15 protein-coding genes are annotated in these 20281 nt (G+C 62.4%); 9 read left to right on the top strand and 6 right to left on the bottom strand.

Translation table 11 applies throughout. The features are described 5' to 3' along the window. The first annotated feature begins 2 nt into the window (after positions 1-2). Positions 3-500 carry an Lrp/AsnC family transcriptional regulator gene (locus QF039_RS18335; protein ID WP_003208571.1) on the top strand — a complete coding sequence of 166 codons (498 nt, stop codon included), beginning with the start codon at positions 3-5 and terminating at the stop codon, positions 498-500. A 119-nt stretch (positions 501-619) separates the two neighbouring features. On the opposite strand, the gene QF039_RS18340 is transcribed toward QF039_RS18335, so the two are convergent. From QF039_RS18340 to QF039_RS18355, 4 genes are all read right to left on the bottom strand, one after another. Further along, positions 620-1453, bottom strand: coding sequence for a TIGR03915 family putative DNA repair protein (locus QF039_RS18340; RefSeq protein WP_003208569.1), 834 nt, complete (start codon positions 1451-1453; stop codon positions 620-622). Next, entirely contained in the window at positions 1450-2670 is a 1221-nt protein-coding gene (locus QF039_RS18345; protein ID WP_003208568.1) for a putative DNA modification/repair radical SAM protein, read from the bottom strand. Before QF039_RS18345 ends, QF039_RS18340 begins: the two co-directional genes overlap by 4 nt. 68 nt (positions 2671-2738) lie before the next feature. Then, positions 2739-4076, bottom strand: coding sequence for a lysine N(6)-hydroxylase/L-ornithine N(5)-oxygenase family protein (locus tag QF039_RS18350; RefSeq protein ID WP_177041542.1), 1338 nt, complete (start codon positions 4074-4076; stop codon positions 2739-2741). A gap of 127 nt (positions 4077-4203) precedes the next feature. After that, complete coding sequence (locus QF039_RS18355) at positions 4204-4686, bottom strand: sigma-70 family RNA polymerase sigma factor (RefSeq protein WP_102369561.1); 483 nt, start codon at positions 4684-4686, stop codon at positions 4204-4206. A gap of 256 nt (positions 4687-4942) precedes the next feature. On the opposite strand from QF039_RS18355, the gene QF039_RS18360 reads away from it, so the two are divergent. Genes QF039_RS18360 through QF039_RS18370 form a run of 3 tightly spaced genes read left to right on the top strand, consistent with a single transcriptional unit; the run spans position 4943 to position 9503 of the window. After that, a complete protein-coding gene (locus QF039_RS18360; RefSeq protein WP_307519919.1) occupies positions 4943-6115 on the top strand; it encodes an efflux RND transporter periplasmic adaptor subunit in 1173 nt (390 codons plus the stop codon). After that, the gene (locus QF039_RS18365; protein ID WP_177041538.1) at positions 6116-8086 is read left to right on the top strand and encodes a MacB family efflux pump subunit; all 1971 of its coding nucleotides are present in this window, start codon (positions 6116-6118) and stop codon (positions 8084-8086) included. 7 nt (positions 8087-8093) lie between these two features. Beyond that, a complete protein-coding gene (locus tag QF039_RS18370; protein WP_307519923.1) occupies positions 8094-9503 on the top strand; it encodes an efflux transporter outer membrane subunit in 1410 nt (469 codons plus the stop codon). A gap of 44 nt (positions 9504-9547) precedes the next feature. On the opposite strand, the gene QF039_RS18375 is transcribed toward QF039_RS18370, so the two are convergent. After that, on the bottom strand, positions 9548-11179 hold the full coding sequence (locus QF039_RS18375) for a PvdJ/PvdD/PvdP-like protein (RefSeq protein ID WP_307519925.1): 1632 nt from the start codon (positions 11177-11179) through the stop codon (positions 9548-9550). A 151-nt stretch (positions 11180-11330) separates the two neighbouring features. On the opposite strand from QF039_RS18375, the gene pvdM reads away from it, so the two are divergent. From pvdM to QF039_RS18400, 5 genes are all read left to right on the top strand, one after another. Then, positions 11331-12680: a pyoverdine-tailoring dipeptidase-like protein PvdM gene (gene pvdM, locus QF039_RS18380; protein WP_177021074.1), complete on the top strand. Its 1350-nt coding sequence runs from the start codon at positions 11331-11333 to the stop codon at positions 12678-12680. A gap of 27 nt (positions 12681-12707) precedes the next feature. Continuing rightward, positions 12708-13985 (top strand): aminotransferase class V-fold PLP-dependent enzyme, encoded by a 1278-nt coding sequence (locus QF039_RS18385; RefSeq protein ID WP_177021075.1) that lies wholly within the window; start codon positions 12708-12710, stop codon positions 13983-13985. Between the two features lie 31 nt (positions 13986-14016). Further along, on the top strand, positions 14017-14907 hold the full coding sequence (locus tag QF039_RS18390) for a formylglycine-generating enzyme family protein (protein WP_177009571.1): 891 nt from the start codon (positions 14017-14019) through the stop codon (positions 14905-14907). Positions 14908-15026: 119 nt separating this feature from the next. Beyond that, positions 15027-16676: a cyclic peptide export ABC transporter gene (locus QF039_RS18395; protein WP_177009572.1), complete on the top strand. Its 1650-nt coding sequence runs from the start codon at positions 15027-15029 to the stop codon at positions 16674-16676. A gap of 108 nt (positions 16677-16784) precedes the next feature. Then, a complete protein-coding gene (locus QF039_RS18400) occupies positions 16785-19196 on the top strand; it encodes a TonB-dependent siderophore receptor (protein ID WP_177021077.1) in 2412 nt (803 codons plus the stop codon). A gap of 80 nt (positions 19197-19276) precedes the next feature. Here QF039_RS18400 and QF039_RS18405 read toward each other — a convergent pair whose 3' ends face one another. After that, positions 19277-20233 (bottom strand): alpha/beta hydrolase, encoded by a 957-nt coding sequence (locus QF039_RS18405; protein ID WP_177021078.1) that lies wholly within the window; start codon positions 20231-20233, stop codon positions 19277-19279. Positions 20234-20281: the final 48 nt, after the last annotated feature.

The raw sequence follows: 20281 nt of genomic DNA on the forward strand, positions 1-20281 counted from the left end.
CCATGGATACCAAGGCCACCGGACCGAACGCCTCACCTGTGCTGGACCGCATCGATGAAGCCATCATCGACGTGTTACGGCACCAGGGACGCATCACCTACGAAAAACTCTCGTCGCTGGTGCACCTGACGCCCAGGCCGTGCCTGGAACGGGTACGCAAGCTGGAACGACGCGGGGTCATCCGGGGTTATGGGGCGATCATCGACGTGCAGATGGTCTCGCCGGGGCTGTCACTGCTGGTGCTGGTGGCCCTCTCCAACCAGAGCGGGCGCTCGGCGCAGAAGGCGTTCGAGGCATGTGTCAAAGCCTGCCCGCAAGTGTTCGAGTGCCAGTTGATCAGCGGGCCGTTCGACTACAGCCTGCGCATGCGCTGCCGGGACATGGAGCACTACCGCGTGCTGACGGAAACCTGGCTGAACAATGATGAATTGCACATCGATAAATTGGTGGCGCATCCCGAGCTGGCGGTCGTAAAAAACACCGCCACCGAACTGGCCTGAATCCGCCCCTACAGGCAATAGAGATCAAATGTGGGAGCGGGCTTGCTCGCGAATGCGGTGTATCAGTCGCTGGATGTGCTGCTGACACACCGCATTCGCGAGCAAGCCCGCTCCCACATTTAACCGTGCCCGCTTGAAATTCGCTTGCCTGGACGCGCCCCAATCATCTTCGCCTGCCCATCCCGCTGCTTGCCCGTACGCGCCTCGCTGATCAGCCCCGGAATCAACTTGCCCTCCGGCAGATTCTTCCAGAACCGGCTCGGCAAATGCCCTTCCATCACCTTCGGATTCAACCGCGCCGGGTTAAAGATATGGCTGTAGTACGTCAACCACATCGCACTGTGGGGATCCTCGACATTCTGCGCCAACGCCTGCCATTCCACCGGGCATTGCCGCTGGTGAATCAACTGCTCCCCGTCGTAATAAACCCCATCCAGGGGCGTGGCGATCATCCAGCGATGACGCCCCATGCGCCCGACAAAATGCTGGCTGGCCACCTTCAAGATATCGTGGGCCGGCTCATGCCACGCCACGTACTCCGGCAACTGCGGCCCCGCCTCTGCCGGCAATGCGATAAACCGCACAAACGCATGCAGGTGATGGGCCTCGCGCTGCACCTGCTTGATCCGCCGCTGCAATTCGCTGCCCAGCTTGTCCCCCGACATCATCGCCGTGCGGTCCCCATGGCTGACGCGCCACAGCACCTCATACAGCAGGCTCCAGCGCTGTTCACCGTGATAACACGCGGCAGACTCCAGCAGCTCCAGCAGCGCCTTGGGAATCCGCGCCTGGAACGGCCCGCACTCGGCCGGGTACTGCTCGTCGGTGGCAAACAGGTCCGCCACCTCGGCCACGCCCCAACTCACGTGGCTGGGGTCGATCTGATGGCTGAGCAACCAGCGCGCCTGCTCGCGCCAGGTGCTGAACAGGTTGTCGCATTCCAGGCTGATCATCCCCACAGCCCCATTTGCTGCGGCTGCGGGCGGTCGCGCAGTTGTTCGCGCAGCAGCACGCTGGTGCTTTCCGCTTGCTGCGGGTGGTAGTCGCTGGTGATGAAAAACGGCTTGGCCTTGGTCAGCACACACCGCATGCGCGCCAGGTCTTCGAAGCGGATCTTGCGCTGGCGACGCAGGTCCACCAGCCGCTGGGTGGTGCGCAGGCCAATTCCGGGAATGCGCGCAATAAGCGTCGGCTCGGCCCGGTTCAAGTCCAGCGGGAACACCTCGCGGTGCTCCAGCGCCCAGGCCAGCTTGGGGTCGATATCCAGGGCCAGGTCGCCCGGCCCTTCAAACAGTTCATTGGCGCTGAACCCGTAGCTGCGCAACAGGAAATCCGCCTGGTACAAGCGGTGCTCGCGCATCAGCGGCGGCGCGGCCAGGGGCACGCTTTTCGGGCTGTTGGGGATCGGGCTGAACGCCGAGTAATACACCCGGCGCAGTTTGAAATTGCCGTACAACGCCTCGGCGCTGTGGAGGATGGTGCTGTCGTCGGTGTCATCGGCGCCGACGATCATCTGCGTGCTCTGCCCGGCCGGCGCGAAACGCGGCGCGCGGGGTTCGTTGAGCACCGTCTGCTCACCGGTATAGATGGTTTGCATGGCCTGCTTGATCGAGACGATCTGCTTCTCGGGCGCCAGGGTTTGCAGGCTCTTGTCCGTTGGCAACTCGATATTCACGCTGAGGCGATCGGCATACCGCCCCGCCTCGGCAATCAGCGCCGGGTCGGCTTCGGGAATGGTCTTGAGGTGGATATAGCCGCGAAAGTCATGCTCTTCGCGCAGGAGTTTGGCCACCCGCACCAGCTGCTCCATGGTGTAGTCGGCCGAACGGATGATGCCGGAGCTGAGAAACAGCCCGCTGACGCAGTTGCGCCGGTAAAAGTCGAGGGTCAGGGTCACCACCTCTTCCGGGCTGAAGCGTGCACGGGGCACGTCGCTGGAGCGGCGGTTGACGCAGTATTGACAGTCGTAGAGGCAGAAGTTGGTCAGCAGCACCTTGAGCAACGACACGCAGCGACCGTCGGGCGTGTAGCTGTGGCAGATGCCCATGCCATCGGTGGAACCCAGCCCCGCCTTGCCTTCCGAGCTGCGCTTGGGTGCGCCGCTGCTGGCGCAGGACGCGTCGTACTTGGCGGCGTCGGCGAGGATGCTGAGTTTTTCGATCAACTGCATGGGGCTTCTACCGATACTGGTTTTTTGTACAGTATCAGCAGCCGCCCCCGCGGTTCAAGTGCAGCCTGTCAGCTGGCGGTGGCCAGCAACACGTCCTGCACCGAACGGCTCTTGCCGCGGCTGCGGTCGTACTCGTACAGCGATGCAGCAATCTCGTCGGCACGGATCGGCAGGATCGACAGCAAGGTATCGCTCAGGCCATGGCTGGCCTGGCTGAAGCCCTGCATGTAGATGCCGGCCTTGCAGCGCTCGTCGGTGACGATGCGGTAGTCGCGGCTGACTTCAAAGTCGCCCATATAGTCGGCCAACGGTGCGAGCAACTGACGATGCATCTGGCGCTCGTAACCGGTGGCCAGTACGACGGCATCGTAATGGTTGAGGCTGGTTTCGCCGGTGGCGTTGTTGCGCAGCGCCAACTCCACACCCAGCGGCCCGGCCGTGGCTTTTTCCACGGTGGTCAGGGTACGGAACGCGTGACGGGCAATGCCGGAGACTTTCTGGCGGTAGAAGATCCCGTAGATGCGCTCGATCAGGTCCAGGTCCACCACCGAATAGTTGGTGTTGTGGTATTCGTTGACCAGGCGCTCGCGCTCGCTGCCGTTCTGCTGGAACACCAGGTCGGTGAACTCCGGCGAGAACACTTCGTTGACGAACGGGCTGTCATCCGCAGGCTTGAGGGCCGAGCCGCGCAGGATCATGTCGACCTGCACCGACGGGAAGCTGTCGTTGAGGTCGATAAACGCCTCGGCTGCGCTCTGGCCACCACCGATGATCGCGATGCGCATCGGCTTGCCGTCGACACACGGTTGCTGGGCCATGCGTTCCAGGTACTGGGAGTGATGGAACACCCGACCGTCATCCTTGAGCGCCTTGAACGACGCCGGAATACGCGGCGTACCACCGGCGCTGACCACCACCGAGCGGGTGGTGCGCACGTGCTGTTCACCCTGGGCGTCCCGGGAAATCACCCGCAGCGCCTCTACCTGCTGCTGATGCAGGATCGGCTCGATGGCCAGCACTTCCTCGCCGTAGCGGCTTTGCGCCTGGAACTGCCCGGAAACCCAGCGCAGGTAGTCGTTGTACTCCATGCGGCACGGATAGAAGGTACCCAGGTTGATGAAATCCACCAGGCGCCCGTGGGCTTTCAAGTAATTGACGAAGGAATAAGGGCTGGTGGGATTGCGCAGGGTCACCAGGTCCTTGAGGAAGGAAATCTGCAACTCACTCTGGGTGACCAGGGTGTTGCCGTGCCAGCGGTAGTCGGCCTGTTTGTCGAGGAACAGCACGTCCAGTTTGCCCTGGGCTTTCTCGCGTTCCTGCAGGGCGATGGCCAGCGCCAGGTTCGAAGGGCCGAACCCGATACCGATCAGGTCGTGAACGGCGGGCGATGCAATTGCCTGTGTCATTCCAGTGTCCTCTGGATAAGCCCCGTGGCAGTGGGGCGGGAAAGCCTCAGAGACCTGAAGGCACAGCAACAGGTCGTGTGTTGATAGGAGACGAGGACAATGAAATAAAATTTAGCTAACGCTGGAATCAGTGCGCATCCCACTCACGCATGCGCGCCCGGCAATGCTTCATGGCATTGACGATGTGTTTTTCCACCAGCGCGCGGGAAATACCCAGGCGCTCGGCGATTTGCAGGTGGGACAGGCCGTCGAGCTTGCGCAGCAGGAAGCTGTCACGGCAGAGCGGCGGCAACTCGGCCAGCGCGCGCTCAAGCATTTCCAGGCGCTGGCCGTGGTCCAGGCAGTGATGGGGCGAAGACAGCGAAAAACGCTCCTCGCTGTCGAGTACTTCCAGGGGTTCATCCTGGCGCAGGGCGTTGCGCCGATGACCGTCGATCACCAGGTTCAGCGCCGTGCGATAGAGAAACGCCCGGGGCTGCTCGATCGGGACCTCACTGGCACGCCCCAGCACCCGCACATAAGCGTCATGCACCACATCTTCGGCCACCTGACGGTTGCCCAGCTTGGCGTTGAGGAAACACACCAGCTCGCGATAGTAGTTTTCCAACATGACTCCCGACCGCCTGTAGGCGGCATTAGGTCCTTTGATTACGAAGATAACGGCCGATTCGATGATGGCAGTTTGAGGTGCGTGTAATTTATAGTAATTCTCATCTAGTTTTAAACAAGACTTGCAACGCCGGCCAATTATTTTGCCTGACACACCTGTAACGGCATATGTAACGGCCTAAATCCCTGGGCAATTTCCTCGTCTACCTGTCAGCTTCCCGCTCCTGCGGGCCGATCTTTCCTGGCTGGAACTGTGCATGAAACGTCCTCGACCTGCCCGACGCGCCCTGCTTGTGGTCGCGTGCCTCATCCCCATCATCGCTTTAGCAGCCTGGCAGGTCCTGCCGTCGGGCCGGGACAAGCTGGCGACCGTCACCGTGACCCGGGGCGATATCGAAAGCAGCGTCACGGCCCTGGGTACCCTGCAACCCCGGCGCTACGTCGACGTGGGCGCCCAAGCGTCCGGACAGATCCAGAAGATTCACGTCGAGGCCGGTGCCCAGGTCAAGGAAGGCCAATTGCTGGTAGAGATCGACCCCTCCACGCAAAAAGCCAAGCTCGATGCCAGCCGCTACGCCATCGAGAACCTGCAGGCCCAGTTGCAGGAGCAACGGGCCCAGCACGAACTGGCCCGCCAGAAGTACCAGCGCCAGCAACGCCTGGTCGCCGGCAACGCCACCCGCGAGGAAGACGTGCAAACTGCCAGGGCCGAACTGAGCGCCACCCAGGCGCGGGTCGACATGTTCCTGGCGCAGATTCGCCAGGCCAGGGCCAGCCTGCGCAGTGACGAGGCAGAGTTGGGCTACACGCGCATTTATGCGCCAATGAGCGGCACCGTGGTCGCGGTGGACGCCCGGGAAGGCCAGACACTCAACGCCCAGCAGCAAACCCCGCTGATCCTGCGGATCGCCAAGCTTTCGCCGATGACCGTATGGGCCGAAGTCTCGGAAGCCGACATCGGCCATGTCAAACCCGGCATGACGGCCTACTTCACCACCCTGAGCGGCGGCAGCCGGCGCTGGACCAGCACCGTACGGCAGATTTTGCCGATCCCGCCCAAGCCGCTCAACGAAACCAGCCAGGGCGGTGGCAGCCCGAGCAGCGCCAGCAAAAGCGGCACCGGGCGAGTGGTGCTTTACACGGTGCTGCTGGACGTCGACAACACCGATAACGCCTTGATGGCGGAAATGACCGCCCAGGTATTCTTCGTCGCCGGCCAGGCCAGGGACACCCTGACCGCGCCGGTCGCCGCCCTGCAAGGCAGCCTCGGCGGCGACAAACAGATCGCCCGCGTGGTGGCGAAAAACGGCAGCATCGAGCAACGCGAAATCCGCGTGGGCCTCAGCGACCGCCTGCGGGTCCAGGTGCTGGAAGGCCTGAACGAAGGCGATCACCTGCTGATCGGCCCGGCCGATGGCAGCGGAGGTTGAATGTCGACCCCACTGATCGAACTCAAGGGCATCCGCAAATCCTACGGCGGCGGCGACACGCCGCAGGTTGATGTGCTCCGCGGCATCGACCTGGCGATCCATGCCGGGGAATTCGTGGCGATTGTCGGCGCCTCCGGCTCCGGCAAATCCACGCTGATGAATATCCTCGGCTGCCTCGACCGCCCCACCGAGGGCGACTACCTGTTCGCCGGGGAAAACGTCGCCCGGCTCGACAGCGACGAACTCGCCTGGCTGCGCCGCGAGGCCTTCGGTTTCGTGTTCCAGGGCTATCACCTGATCCCATCCGGCTCGGCCCAGGAAAACGTCGAGATGCCGGCGATCTATGCCGGCATCAGCGCCGCCGAACGCCATGCCCGCGCCAAGGCCCTGCTCACGCGCCTGGGCCTGGCCGAGCGCACCGGCAACCGCCCGCACCAGCTTTCCGGCGGCCAGCAACAGCGGGTGTCGATTGCCCGGGCGTTGATGAACGGCGGGCATATCATCCTCGCCGACGAACCCACCGGCGCCCTCGACAGCCACAGCGGCGCGGAGGTCATGACCCTGCTGGACGAACTGGCCAGCCAGGGCCACGTGGTCATCCTGATCACCCACGACCGCGAAGTCGCGGCGCGGGCCAATCGCATCATCGAGATCCGCGACGGGCTGATCATCAGCGACTCTGCCGAGACCAGCGAGACGCCCCCCGTGGCCATCTCCGGCGCGTTGCAAGCCGTGGACCTGCGCCAGCGCCTGGCCGATGGCGCCGAGCACAACGGCGCCTGGAAAGCCGAGCTGCTGGATGCCGTGCAAGCCGCGTGGCGGGTGATGTGGATCAACCGTTTTCGCACGGCGCTGACGCTGCTGGGGATCATCATCGGCGTGGCGTCGGTGGTGGTGATGCTGGCGGTGGGCGAAGGCAGCAAGCGCCAGGTGATGGCGCAGATGGGCGCTTTCGGCTCCAATATCCTCTACGTCAGCGGGTCGGCGCCCAACCCGCGCACACCACCCGGCGTGATCACCCTCAACGACGTGGCCGCCCTGGCGGCCCTGCCTCAGGTCAAGCGCATCATGCCGGTGAACGGCGCAGAGGCCGGCGTTCGCTTTGGCAACGTCGACCATATGGCGTATGTCGGGGGCAATGACACCAATTTCCCGGCCATTTTCAACTGGCCAGTGGTCGAGGGGAGTTACTTCACCGAGGCCGACGAGCGCGCCGGAGCCACGGTGGCAGTGATCGGCAAACGGGTACGCGACAAGCTGTTCAAGGATGTGACCGACCCGATCGGGCAATACATCCTGATCGAAAACGTTCCATTCCAGGTGGTCGGTGTGCTCGCCGAAAAAGGCGCCAGCTCCGGCGACAAAGACAGCGACGACCGTATCGCCATCCCCTACTCTGCCGCCAGCGTGCGCTTGTTCGGCAGCTATAACCCCGAATACGTAGTGATTGCCGCCGCCGACGCGCGCAACGTGCACGACGCCGAACAGGCTATCAATCAGTTGTTGCTGCGCCTGCACAACGGCAAGCACGACTTTGAACTGACCAACAATGCCGCGATGATCCAGGCCGAGGCACGCACCCAGAATACCTTGTCACTGATGCTCGGCTCGATTGCCGCGATTTCGCTGCTGGTGGGAGGTATCGGGGTGATGAATATCATGCTGATGACCGTACGTGAACGCACCCGGGAAATCGGCATTCGCATGGCCACCGGGGCGCGGCAGCGGGACATCCTGCGCCAGTTCCTCACTGAGGCGGTGATGCTCTCTGTGGTCGGCGGCGTCACCGGCATCGGCCTGGCCCTGCTGGTGGGTGGCGTACTCATCCTCAGCAACGTGGCCGTCGCGTTCTCGATTCCGGCCGCCGTGGGGGCCTTCTTCTGCGCCCTGGTCACCGGCGTTATCTTCGGTTTCATGCCGGCCCGCAAAGCCGCTCGACTTGACCCGGTCAAGGCCCTTACCAGTGAATGATCGCCCTATGAAAGTGTCCCTGACCCTCCTCGCCGCCAGCCTGCTGCTGGCCGCCTGCAGCAGCCCCGCACCGCGTCCGGGCGCAGGCATGCAAACACCGCCCGCCTGGCACAGCGCAAGCGACGCAACGGCGCTGCGGGCCAACCAGCAATGGTGGACAAGTTTCGACAGCCCCCAGCTCAACCAACTGATCGAACAGGCCCGCAGCGGCAGTTACGACCTGGCCAGCGCCATGGCCCGGGTGCGCCAGGCCCAGGCCAGCGCAGTGATAGCCGGCGCACCGTTGCTGCCTGAACTCACCGGCGCGTTCAATGCAAACCGCCAGAAGCTGCTGCGGGGCAAGGGCTACAGCCAGCTGGACGCTACCAGCAGCAACAAGGCCGTGGATTACTTCGATGCGCGCCTGAGCGCCACTTACGAAATTGATTTCTGGGGTGGCAAGCGCGCCGCCCGAGACAGCGCCGTGGAAGAGGTGCGCGCCAGCGAGTTCGACCAGGCCACCGTGGAACTGACCCTGCTCAGCGGTGTTGCGACCAGCTATACCCAGTGGCTGTCATTGCGTGAGCAACTGCGCATCGCCCAACTCAACCTGGACAACGCCCAAAACGTGTTGAAGCTGGTGCAGACTCGCCACGATGCAGGCTCCGCCACCGCCCTGGAACTGGCCCAGCAAAAAAGCCTCGTGGCCGCACAACAACGCCAACTGCCGCTGGCACAGCAACAGGCCGACGAGGCCTTGATCAGCCTCGCGGCACTGCTGGGCACACCGGTGCAGGACCTGCACCTGGCCCCGCAACCCTTCGCCCAATTGAACTGGCCGGGCATCGCCGCCGGTGTTCCCAGCCAACTGCTCAGCCGCCGTCCCGACATCGCCAGTGCCGAGGCCCGGCTGGCAGCAGCCCAGGCAGACGTCACCGTGGCCCGGGCGGCCATGCTGCCCACCCTCACCCTCAGTGCCGACCTTGGCTCGGGTGCCAACAAGCTCGCCGACGTAGTGCGCAGCCCGTTCTACAACCTCACTTCCGGCCTGGTCGCACCGATCTTCAACAATGGCCGCCTGAGCGCCGAGCGGGACAAGGCCCGGGCGCGCCAGGATGAGCTGCTGCAGACGTACCGGGGAGCGATCATCAATGGCTTTGCCGATGTGGAAAAAGCCCTGAGCAGCATTCGCGGGCTGGATGCGCAGCGTCAGTGGCAGAGCGAGGAACTGAGGGAGGCGCAGACTGCCTTTGAGATTGCCCAGAGCCGCTATGAAGCCGGGGCGGAGGACTTGCTGACGGTGCTGGAGACGCAGCGCACGTTATATGCGGCGCAGGATTTGAATGTGCAATTGCGCCGATCACGGCTGAACGCAAGCATTGCGCTGTATAAGGCGCTGGGGGGCGGCTGGCAGGTGCCAGCAAGCACGATCAACTGAATGAAAGCCGGGCTTGCCCGGCTCCCACCGTTGAGCGGCGCCCTTTAGAGCACCCGCTCCTTGACCTTCAAATGCCGCGCATACCAGGGACGCTTCGGCACCTTGCGAAACAGCTCGGCCAGCTTGTCCTCATCCGCCCCGAAGGTAATCCGCAGCGCCAGCTTCATGGTTTCCGGGTCCATCTCCATCGACTTGCCCATCTGCAAACCCGGCACAGTACTGCAACCGTGGGTGTCCGGCCCCAACCATGGGTCATCCACCTCCACCCAACGCCCCGGCGCAAACCACGGCACGCCGTTGACCTCCAGCCGGCTCACTTCACCCGGATGAAAACGCTCATGGGCCCGAAACCAATCCTCGACCCGATCATCAATCCACCCATGAAAGTGCCAGAACACCGGGTTCACATGGGATGAAAACGGATCACCGAGAAAGTCGTTCTGCGCCGTGTACCAGCGCGCAGCGAAGTCCGCAGGGTCACGGGCAAACGGTACGGGCGCACCGTTGGACGGGTCCCGCGGCACCGACGCCCAGCGCATGTGCAACCAGTCATGCAGGCCAAGCTCGACTTCTGAACCGAACTGCCCCAGCGTCAACTTGGCCAGGTAGCGCGGGTCGCGGTACTGCGACTCCCAGACTTCGAAGTTGCTGTGGTAGGTCTCGGCCGCCTTGATATCGCTGACCCACTGGGTGTATTCGGCATCGTCACTGGCCATCCAGGTCGGCGGCAGTGCGAAGCCGTCCTGGTTGTCGAAGTACCGGATAAACCCCTGCCGGTCACGCTCAAGTGCAGGCTGCGGCTGGGGAAAGTACGGCCATGAAGGCAAGTCCTGCATGGACCGTGCAGTGCCCAGCATGTGCCGGTGCATGAAAAAGAAATCGATACCCGAGCCATTGCGGTCCTTGTGCGGGCCGCGGGCGTCGCGCTCCTTGTCCCGTGGCCCGGGTTGCCAGCCAATCCCGCGCAGGGCGTTGCGCTTCTCTTCGGAGAGTTTGTGCCACTGATCACGGGAGGCGTGCCAGAGCTGGTGAAACAGGCGATGTTCGGGAGCAATCAACCAGGCCAGCAACGTCGGATGCAGGCCGATACGCTCCCGGGCCTCGGGAAACAGCTGCTTGGTGGCGACAAAATGGTTGTCCAGCTCAAGCAACGCCAATGGCCGATCCAGGCGCAGGATTTGCCCGCTGAGGGTTCCACCACCGGCATTCCCGAACTCGCCCCACACTTCATCAAGGATCATGATGAGTTCATGGGTCGGCGCGGCGTCCGGCGCATCACGGTCGATCAACCGCACGTACAGTCGAGCGCCATTGCCAGGCGCCAGGTCACCGATCACCCGGTAGCGTGGTTCTTCGTCCGAGCGCAGTTGTTCGGCGGTGTCCAGATAGCCCCGCAGGCCACGACCACGTGGAGCGACGTCGAGCAGCAGCTCCAGCCCGCTGAGCGGCAAGCCCGCAAGCCCGGCATCCCGCCCCTTGAACCGCAGGCTCCAGACACCCCTCAGGCTGTTCGCCAACTGCTGGCCAGCGGTGTCCGCAAGGTCGACCGTGGCCTCCCCCGGCGTGATCGGAAACTCTTCTTCACGCGTCAACTCACGATGGGTGTAATAGGCCGCGGGCACCACGGCGCCGGTCAGCGCCAAGCCTGCGATGAACCCTCGTCGAGAAATCGTCATTGCTTTACCTGTGTCAGCCATCAAGCAGGCTTTATCCAAGCTAGAACGTTCCCGGCAGGGGGAAATTTACCGTCAGTGGCCACCGCCTAAATTTGTGCAGCCATCACTCGTTCCTCCCTGATAGCAAAGGCCTCAACTGACTGAGATGGCAATGACAAAACCACGTTCGAAAAAGGCGCTGTACCTGGGCCTGCCGCTGGTCCTGGCCATTGGCGCAGGTGCGGGCTTCCTGGTCTGGGATCACTGGTTCAAGGGCAACGCCGGCTACCCGCTGGAGGTCATCAAGCAAGCCGATGAGTTGCAGGACCGCTTGCTGTCGTTCGACAGTCACATCACCGTGATGCTCGACTTCGGCGCCACCGGCAACGAGGCGGACAAGGACGGTGCCGGCCAGTTCGACCTGGCCAAGGCCAGCCGTGGCCGACTGTCCGGTGCTGCACTGACGATTTTCGGCTGGCCGGAAATGTGGAACGGTCCGAATGCCCCGCACAAGCCCACCGAAGGTTTTGTCGAAGAAGCCCGTCACCAACAGGAAGTCCGCTACAAGATCATCACCGGCATGGTCCGCGATTTTCCCAATCAGGTGGGCATTGCCTATACGCCGGATGACTTCCGGCGCCTGCACGGCGAAGGCAAGTTTGCGGTGTTTATCAGCATGCTCAACGCCTACCCGCTGGGCAACGACCTGAACCAACTGGACCTGTGGACCGCACGCGGCATGCGTATGTTCGGCTTCAGCTACATTGGCAATAACGCCTGGGCCGATTCGTCACGCCCACTGCCGTTTTTCAATGATTCGCCCGATGCCCTCGACGGTCTCTCGGACATGGGCAAACAAGCGGTACAGCGCCTCAATGACCTGGGGGTGATCATCGATGTTTCGCAAATGTCGACCAAGGCCCTGGAGCAAGTCGCCCAACTGAGTCGCACGCCGATGGTTGCCTCGCACTCGGCACCGCGCGCCTCGGTGGACATCCCGCGCAACCTCAGCGACAAGGAAATGCAACTGATCAAAAACAGCGGCGGCGTGGTCCAGGTCGTCGGTTTCTCGGCTTACCTGCGCCCGCTCAGCCAGCCCACCCAAGACAAGCTCAACGCCCTGCGGGCACGCTTTGATCTACCCCCGCTACCCAACCTGGCCATGGCCCTGATGCCAGGCGATCCGATCATCTCGGCCTGGTCCGAGCAAAAATTCGGCCAGTACGCCAGCGCGCTGTACGCGATTCTCGACGAGGAACCCAAGGCCACGCTCAAGGACCTGGGCGACGCCATCGACTACACCGTGCGCAAGATCGGCATCGATCACGTCGGCATCGCTTCAGACTTCAACGAAGGCGGCGGCGTCCAGGGCTGGGAGAACGTCGGCGAGGTGCGCAATGTCACCGCGGAACTGATCCAGCGCGGCTACTCCGAAGCCGATATCGCCAAACTGTGGGGCGGTAACTTCCTGCGGGTCTGGGACCAGGTACAAAAAGCTGCCAAGCCCTTGGCCAATCGCTGAACCACCCCCAATGAATGAAGTGAATTCATGACCGACCGCCGTACGTTTCTCAAGCAGGCCGGGCTTCTCGCCGCGAGCCTGCCGCTGGGCACCGCCATCATTCCCCAGGCCCTGGCAGGCAATGCGGCGCCACCCGGCGACTCATGGGCAGGCTTTCGCCAGTTGTTCACCCAGGACCCGGACTACCTGCATTTTTCCAACTTCCTGGTGACCTCGCACCCCAAGCCGGTGCGCGATGCGATTGACCGCTACCGCGCGCAGATCGACCGCAACCCGGGCCTGGCCATGGATTGGGACCTGCAGGAAACCTGGAAGCGTGAAGGCCAGGTGCGCGAATGGGCCGGCCGCTACCTGAACGCGAAACCTGGCCAGATCGCACTGACCGGCAGCACATCCGAAGGCCTGGCGATGATCTATGGCGGAATCCAGGTGCGCCCTGACCAGGAGATCCTCACCACCGTCCACGAACATTACGCCACCGAATACAGCCTCGATTTCAGGGTGCGCAAACAAGGCACCCAGGTGCGCAAGATCAAGCTGTTCGAGGACGCCAACCGCGTGTCGGTCGACGAGGTGCTCGGTTCGATCAAGCGCAATATCCGCCCCAACACCCGTGTACTTGGCATGACGTGGGTGCAGTCCGGCAGCGGCGTCAAATTGCCGATTGGCGAGATCGGCAAACTGGTGGATGAACACAACCGCAACCGTGACGACAAGGATCGCATCCTCTACGTGGTCGACGGTGTGCACGGTTTCGGCGTGGAAAACCTCGACTTCCCCGACATGCATTGTGATTTCTTTATTGCCGGCACCCACAAATGGATGTTCGGCCCCCGCGGTACCGGGCTGATCTGCGCCCGTTCCGAGCAAAACACCTACGTGACGCCGATGGTGCCGACGTTCTCCCAGGACAATAACTTCGCGACCACCATGACCCCCGGCGGCTATCACGCCTTCGAACATCGCTGGGCGCTAGACGAGGCCTTCAAGCTGCACTTGCAACTGGGCAAGGCACAGGTGCAGGCGCGCATTCACCAACTCAACGACGAACTCAAAGGCCAGTTGCTGGCCCACCCGCAAATCGAACTGGTGACGCCGCGCAGCCCCGCGCTGTCGGCAGGCTTTACGTTCTTCCGGGTCAAGGGCCAGGACAGCGGCGAGGTTGCGGCGCACATGATGAAGAACCGCGTGGTGATCGATGCCGTGGAGCGCGACGTGGGCCCCGTGGTACGCACCTCTCCCGGCCTGCTCAACACATCAACCGAGATCCAGCGCTTCATGACCTTGCTCAGCCAACGGTTTTGACGCCCCTTTTTCCTTTTGATCGAGATGCCCCATGAACAGTGACACTCCCGCTCCGTCCCGCCTCAAACCCCTGGCCGCCCTGGCCCTGACGATGCTGTGCGGCGCCTTGCTGCCAGGCCTCGCCCAGGCAGCCGCCGCGCCACAGCCGGGCAAGGTGTTCAAGGACTGCAAGGACTGCCCCGAAATGGTCGTGCTGCCCGCCGGCACCTTCACCATGGGCACGCCGGAAGATGAAGTCGGCCGCGAGCCCGACGAAGGCCCGATGCACGATGTCACCTTTGCCAAACCCTTTGCCATGAGCCGCTTCCAGGTCACCGCCGGTGAGTGGGACAGCTACGTGCGCCAGACCGGGGTCAAGATCGCCAACGGCGATGAACGCCCGGGCCGCGAATGCATCGCCAGCAAGCCGCGCTACCCCCAGGGCCCGCGCCAGCCTGCGGTGTGCATGGACTTTGACGACGTGAAGAACTACGTCGCCTGGCTGTCGAAAAAAACCGGCCACACCTACCAGATGGTCAGCGAAGCCCAACGCGAATACGCTGCCCGCGCCGGCTCCACCGGGCCATTCCCGTTCCCGTTTGATGCGGGCAAGGGCTACAGCATCGCCGAGCACGCCAACACCTACGGCCCGGCAGATGGTTATAGCTATTCGTCGCCGGTGGGCAGTTACCCACCCAACGCCTTTGGCATGTACGACATGCACGGCAACGTCTACGAGTGGCTGGCCGACTGCGAACACACCAACTATGTCGGGGCGCCGACCGATGGCAGCGCCTGGGTGGAACCGGGCTGTGAGTCCCGCCAGATTCGTGGCAATGACTGGGGCGAAGCACCGGTGTTTTCCCGCTCGGGCAACCGCAACAACATCTACCCGCAAACCCGCGGCGACTGGATCGGATTTCGGGTTGTGCGCGATCTCTGAGGCCTGCCGCAACCTCCCGCTCCAGCAAGGTCGCCGTCAATCGGCGACCGTCTAAATTAAGCGCGTGACCAGACGTTCTAAAGGGTATCTGCCTATTCCACCCAAGGAACCGTCCCCTCATGACCCAGCCAACGCGCGGCGCCATTCATGAATTGTTTACCCTGCTCAAACCCTTCAGGTTAATCGTCGCCCTTTCCATCCTGCTGGGCATGATCGGCGGCTTGAGCGTGACGGTATTGCTGGCGACCATCAACAATGCCCTGCACGCCGACAGCAGCCCCACCGGCAGTGTGGTGGCCCTGTTTGCCGGCCTGTGCCTGCTGGCCCTGCTCAGCTCGATTTTTTCCGACATCGGCACCAACTTCGTCGGCCAGAACATCATCGCCACGTTGCGCAAGACCCTGGGGGAGAAGGTTCTCGCCGCGCCCATCGATCAGATCGAGCGCTATCGCAGCCACCGACTGATCCCGGTACTGACCCACGACGTCGACACCATCAGCGACTTCGCCTTCGCCTTTGCGCCCCTGGCCATTTCGATGACCGTAACGCTGGGCTGCCTGGGCTATCTGGCGCTGCTGTCATGGCCGATGTTCCTGTTGATGCTGGTGGCCATCGCCATCGGTACCGGCGCCCAGTTCATCGCGCAGTCCAGCGGGGTCAAGGGCTTCGAGGCTGCGCGGGAAGCCGAGGACGATTTGCAACGTCATTACAACGCAATTGCCGATGGCGCCAAGGAACTGCGCATCCATCGCCCACGCCGCCACCGCATGTTTGTGCACGGGATCCAGGCGACCGCCGACTTTATCTGCAAGACGCAGATCCGCTCGATCAACACATTCGTGATCGCCAAGACCTTCGGTTCCATGTTGTTTTTCATCGTGATCGGCTTGGCGCTGGTGCTGCAAACCGTGTGGCCCAGCCATGACAAGGCAGTAATGAGCGGCTTCGTACTGGTGTTGCTGTACATGAAAGGCCCACTGGAACATCTGGTAGGCACGTTGCCGATTGTCAGCCGCGCGAAGATCGCCTTTCGCCGCATCTCGGAACTGTCGGATCAGTTCTCCTCGCCCGAGCCGCACCTGTTGCTCAGTGATACCGAACAGCAAAAGCGCAGCATCCAAAGCATCGAACTGCGGGATGTGTCGTATGCATTCCCTCCGGTTGAAGGCGCGGACCCTTTCCGCCTTGGCCCGGTCAACCTGCAGATCAAGCAAGGCGACATCGTGTTTATCGTGGGTGAAAACGGCTGCGGCAAAACCACACTGATCAAGCTGCTGCTGGGCCTGTATGCTCCGCAACAAGGTGACGTCAGCCTCAATGGGCAAGCGGTAACCGCCCAGGGCCGCGATGAGTATCGCCAGTTGTTCACCACCATTTTTGCCGATTACTACTTGTTCGATGACGTCGTCCAGGGTGACAGCCACTTGCCACAAGACGCGCAAAAATACCTGCAACGCCTGGAAATCGCCCACAAAGTCAGCGTGCGTGACGGCAAGTTCACCACCACCGACCTGTCGACCGGCCAGCGCAAGCGACTGGCCCTGGTCAACGCCTGGCTGGAGGAGCGTCCAGTACTGGTGTTCGACGAATGGGCCGCCGACCAGGACCCGACCTTCCGACGGATTTTCTACACCGAGTTGCTGCCGGACCTGAAGCGCCTGGGCAAGACCATCATCGTCATCTCCCACGACGACCGCTACTTCGATGTCGCCGATCAACTGGTACGGCTGGAAGCTGGAAAAGTCGCAATCGAACAGGTTCCGGCCTGATACCTGAAATTAACCGGAAGATTTTTTCCGGTTCTGGTGTGTTGCTGCGTCTCACTTTCATTAATAACAATCATTACCATTAGCATCGCCACCATAAGAGCCCAGCCAATGCCCGCGCCGACAACGTTGACACCCCTTTCAAAAGCCATCTGGATGCGCCACCTGCTCAAGCCCCGACTGGCACCCAGCCTGCTCGGGCTGATGGCTGCGCTACCGCTGGCGTGCCAGGTCCAAGCCCAGGAAATCAGCTTCCAGATTCCCGCCCAGTCCTTGACCAGCGCACTTCAAGCCTTTGGCCAACAAAGCAAATTGCAGGTGCTGTATTCGCCTGACCAGCTCAAGGGCCTGAAAAGCATCGCCGTGCGCGGCTCCATGGAGCCCACCGTGGCGCTGCAGAAGCTGCTGGGGAGCAGTGGCGTGGCGTACGGCATTTCCGGCAACACCGTCACTATCACCGGCCGCAGCGAAGGCGGCGCCCTGGAGCTGGGGGCCACCAGCGTTACCGGCCAACAACTGGGCGAGACCACCGAAGGCACCGGCTCCTACACCACCGGTTCCATGAGCACCGCGACCAAACTGGCGACCTCCATGCGCGAGACGCCGCAGTCGGTCACGGTGATCACCCGCCAGCGCATGGATGACCAGAACATGCAGTCCCTGGAGGATATTTCGACTTATACCCCAGGCCTGACCATGCGCAAGACCGGCGGTGAACGCCCGGAGTTCTACTCCCGCGGCTCCGCCATCGACAACATCATGATTGACGGCCTGCCCGTCGCGTATGACAGCGACACCCTCGGCACCTCGACACTGGCGATGTTCGACCGGGTGGAAGTGGTACGCGGTGCATCGGGCCTGATGATCGGTGCCGGCAACCCTTCCGGCACCCTCAACCTGATCCGCAAGCGCCCCACCGTCGAGCCGCAAGTGTCTGTCACCGTGGGTGCCGGCTCGTGGGACAACTACCGCACCGAAATCGATGCCAGCAGCGCCCTCAATTCCAGCGGTTCGATCAGGGGCCGCGTGGTCGGTGCCTTCCAGGACAAAGACAGCTTTACCGATGGCTACAGCAGCAAGCGCCAGTTGTTGTACGGCATCACCGAGTTTGACCTGAGCGAAGCCACTACCCTGACCCTCGGCGCGTATTACAACCGTGAGGACAACCCGGGTGCCGACTGGTCGGGCATTCCGACCCGTGCCGATGGCACGTTCCTGCCGATATCCCGTTCGACGCGCATGAGCCCGAACTGGACCTACTGGAACAAGAAAAACACCAGCGCATTTGCCGAAATTGAGCACCGCTTCGACAACGACTGGAAACTGCGCCTGAATACCACGTGGCTGCGAGGCGACCTGGACATGCTGGGCACCAGTTTCTATCGACTGGACCCCAGTGCAGACCAGCTGAACCTGAACGTGGGCCGCTACACCTACCAGCACACGCAAAAAAGCGTCGACGGCTACGTTTCCGGCCCCTTCACCCTGTTTGGTGCGACCCACGAACTGGTGCTCGGTGGCAGTTATCGCAATGATAAAACCGACGATGGCCCCGGCGGTGGTTTCCTCAACGACCCGAACATCGTCCTCGACCCATCAAACTTCGACTATCACGGCATAGAGAAACCGGCCATCAACTACAACTGGTCGCGCAAGGGCAAGGTCGATCAATACAGCACCTACGCCACCGTGCGCTTCCATCTGCGCGACGACCTGAAACTGATCCTCGGTTCACGCCTGGACTGGTACGAATACGAACAGAACACTATTTCCGGCGCTTACACATTCGGCGCCGACTACAAGGCGACTCGGGAGTACACCCCTTATGCCGGCCTGATCTACGACATCAACGACACCTACTCGGTGTACACCAGCTGGACCAGAATCTTCCAGCCGCAAGCCAACGTGGACTTCCAGGGCAGCCTGCTGCCGCCAGTCACCGGTACCAACCGTGAAGTCGGGATCAAGGGCGAGTACTTTGACGGCGCGTTGAACGCCAGCCTGGCCTATTTCCAGTTGAACCAGGAAAACCTCGCCCAAGGGCTTGATGCCTGTGCACCGGGTGTTGCTTCCTGCTCCGTGGCCTCCGGCGAAGTTGAAACCAAAGGCGTCGACCTTGAACTGCAAGGCATGCTTGCCCGCGGCTGGCAGGCCTCGGCCGGCTACACCTATGCCGGTGCCAAAAACGTCAAGGGCGGCAGCGGTCGCTTCGACAGTGACACGCCCTACAACCTGCTCAAGCTGTCCACCACTTATCAATTGCCGGGCGATCTCGAAAAATGGTCGATCGGCGGTTCATTCCGTAGCCAGAGCAGCACATACACAACCTACGGCGTGTCTCAGGGCGGCTACAGTATCGTCGACCTGATGACCGGCTATAACGTGAACAAAAACCTCAAGGTGCAAGCCAACCTGAACAACGTGTTCGACAAGCACTACTACCAGAGCATCAGTAACCCGGCCGGCGCAAACATCTTCGGCGACCCGCGTAACGTGGCCGTGACCATGAAGTGGAGCATGTAAAACACAGCCCCTGAAACAACAACACCCTGCCACGGCAGGGTGTTGTCAACGCAGCAAGGCAGCAACCGGGACGCAAGGTCTCAGCGACTGGCCAACCACCGGCCCACCTCAAGGTAAATCCCCTCAACCTCCGCCACCAGGCCCTGCATACGCAGGAAGTCGTGGGTCAGCCCCGGCTGGATGACTGCGGTCACCGGTGTGCCGCTCGCCTCAAGACGCGCAATCCACTCACGCCCCTCATCCAGCAACGGATCAAATTCGGCCAGCATCACGCAGGCCGGCGCCAGTGCGGGCAACGTCGTACTCTGCAGCGGCGAAGCGCGCCAGTCATGGCGGTTACCGGCAGCGCCCATGTAGTGCTGGTAGAACCACTCCAGTGTCCTGGTTTCCAGCAGGTAACCCTCTGCATAAGCGCGGTGGGAATCGCGCAGCCGCGTGATATCGGTGACCGGATAAAACAGCAATTGCGCCGCAGGCCGCAAGGCCAGCCGCTGGGGGTCCTGCACGGCGGTCATGGCGACAATCATCGCCAGCGTGGCGCCGACACTGTCACCGCTGACGACCACTTGGCCGGCATCGAGTTGCAACTGAGGTGCCTGTTCGACCAACCAGTTGGCTGCCGCCAGTGCATCATCCACCGCCGCCGGGAACGGCGCCTCGGGCGCCAGGCGGTAGGCGGGGGCCAGCACCGCATAGTCACTGGTACCTGCCAGGCGTCGGCACACCGAATCGTGTGAATCCAGGCTACCGACCACATAGCCGCCGCCGTGGAAGTACAAAATCACCGGCTGCGCTGCGTGGCCGCGTCCAGGCTTGCGATACAGGCGGGCCGGCAGCGGATTGCCGTCGGCGCCGGTAAAGGTCAACGGCTGCACTTCAATAGCGTCAGGTGGGCTGGGATCGAGGATCAGCGAGGTATTTTCGAATTCGCTACGGGCCTGCGCCACGGACAATTCATGCAGGGGTTGGCTTTTTCCGCTCCAACGGCCCATTTCCACAAGCTCCAGAAACGCAGCCAGGTCGGGGTGCAAGGGCATCATGTTTTCCTTGGAAAGTAGTGAGGTACGACGCCGGCCCCGTCCCCG

Origin of the sequence: Pseudomonas sp. W2I6, assembly GCF_030815935.1 — a bacterium.
Classification (GTDB): Bacteria; Pseudomonadota; Gammaproteobacteria; order Pseudomonadales; family Pseudomonadaceae; genus Aquipseudomonas.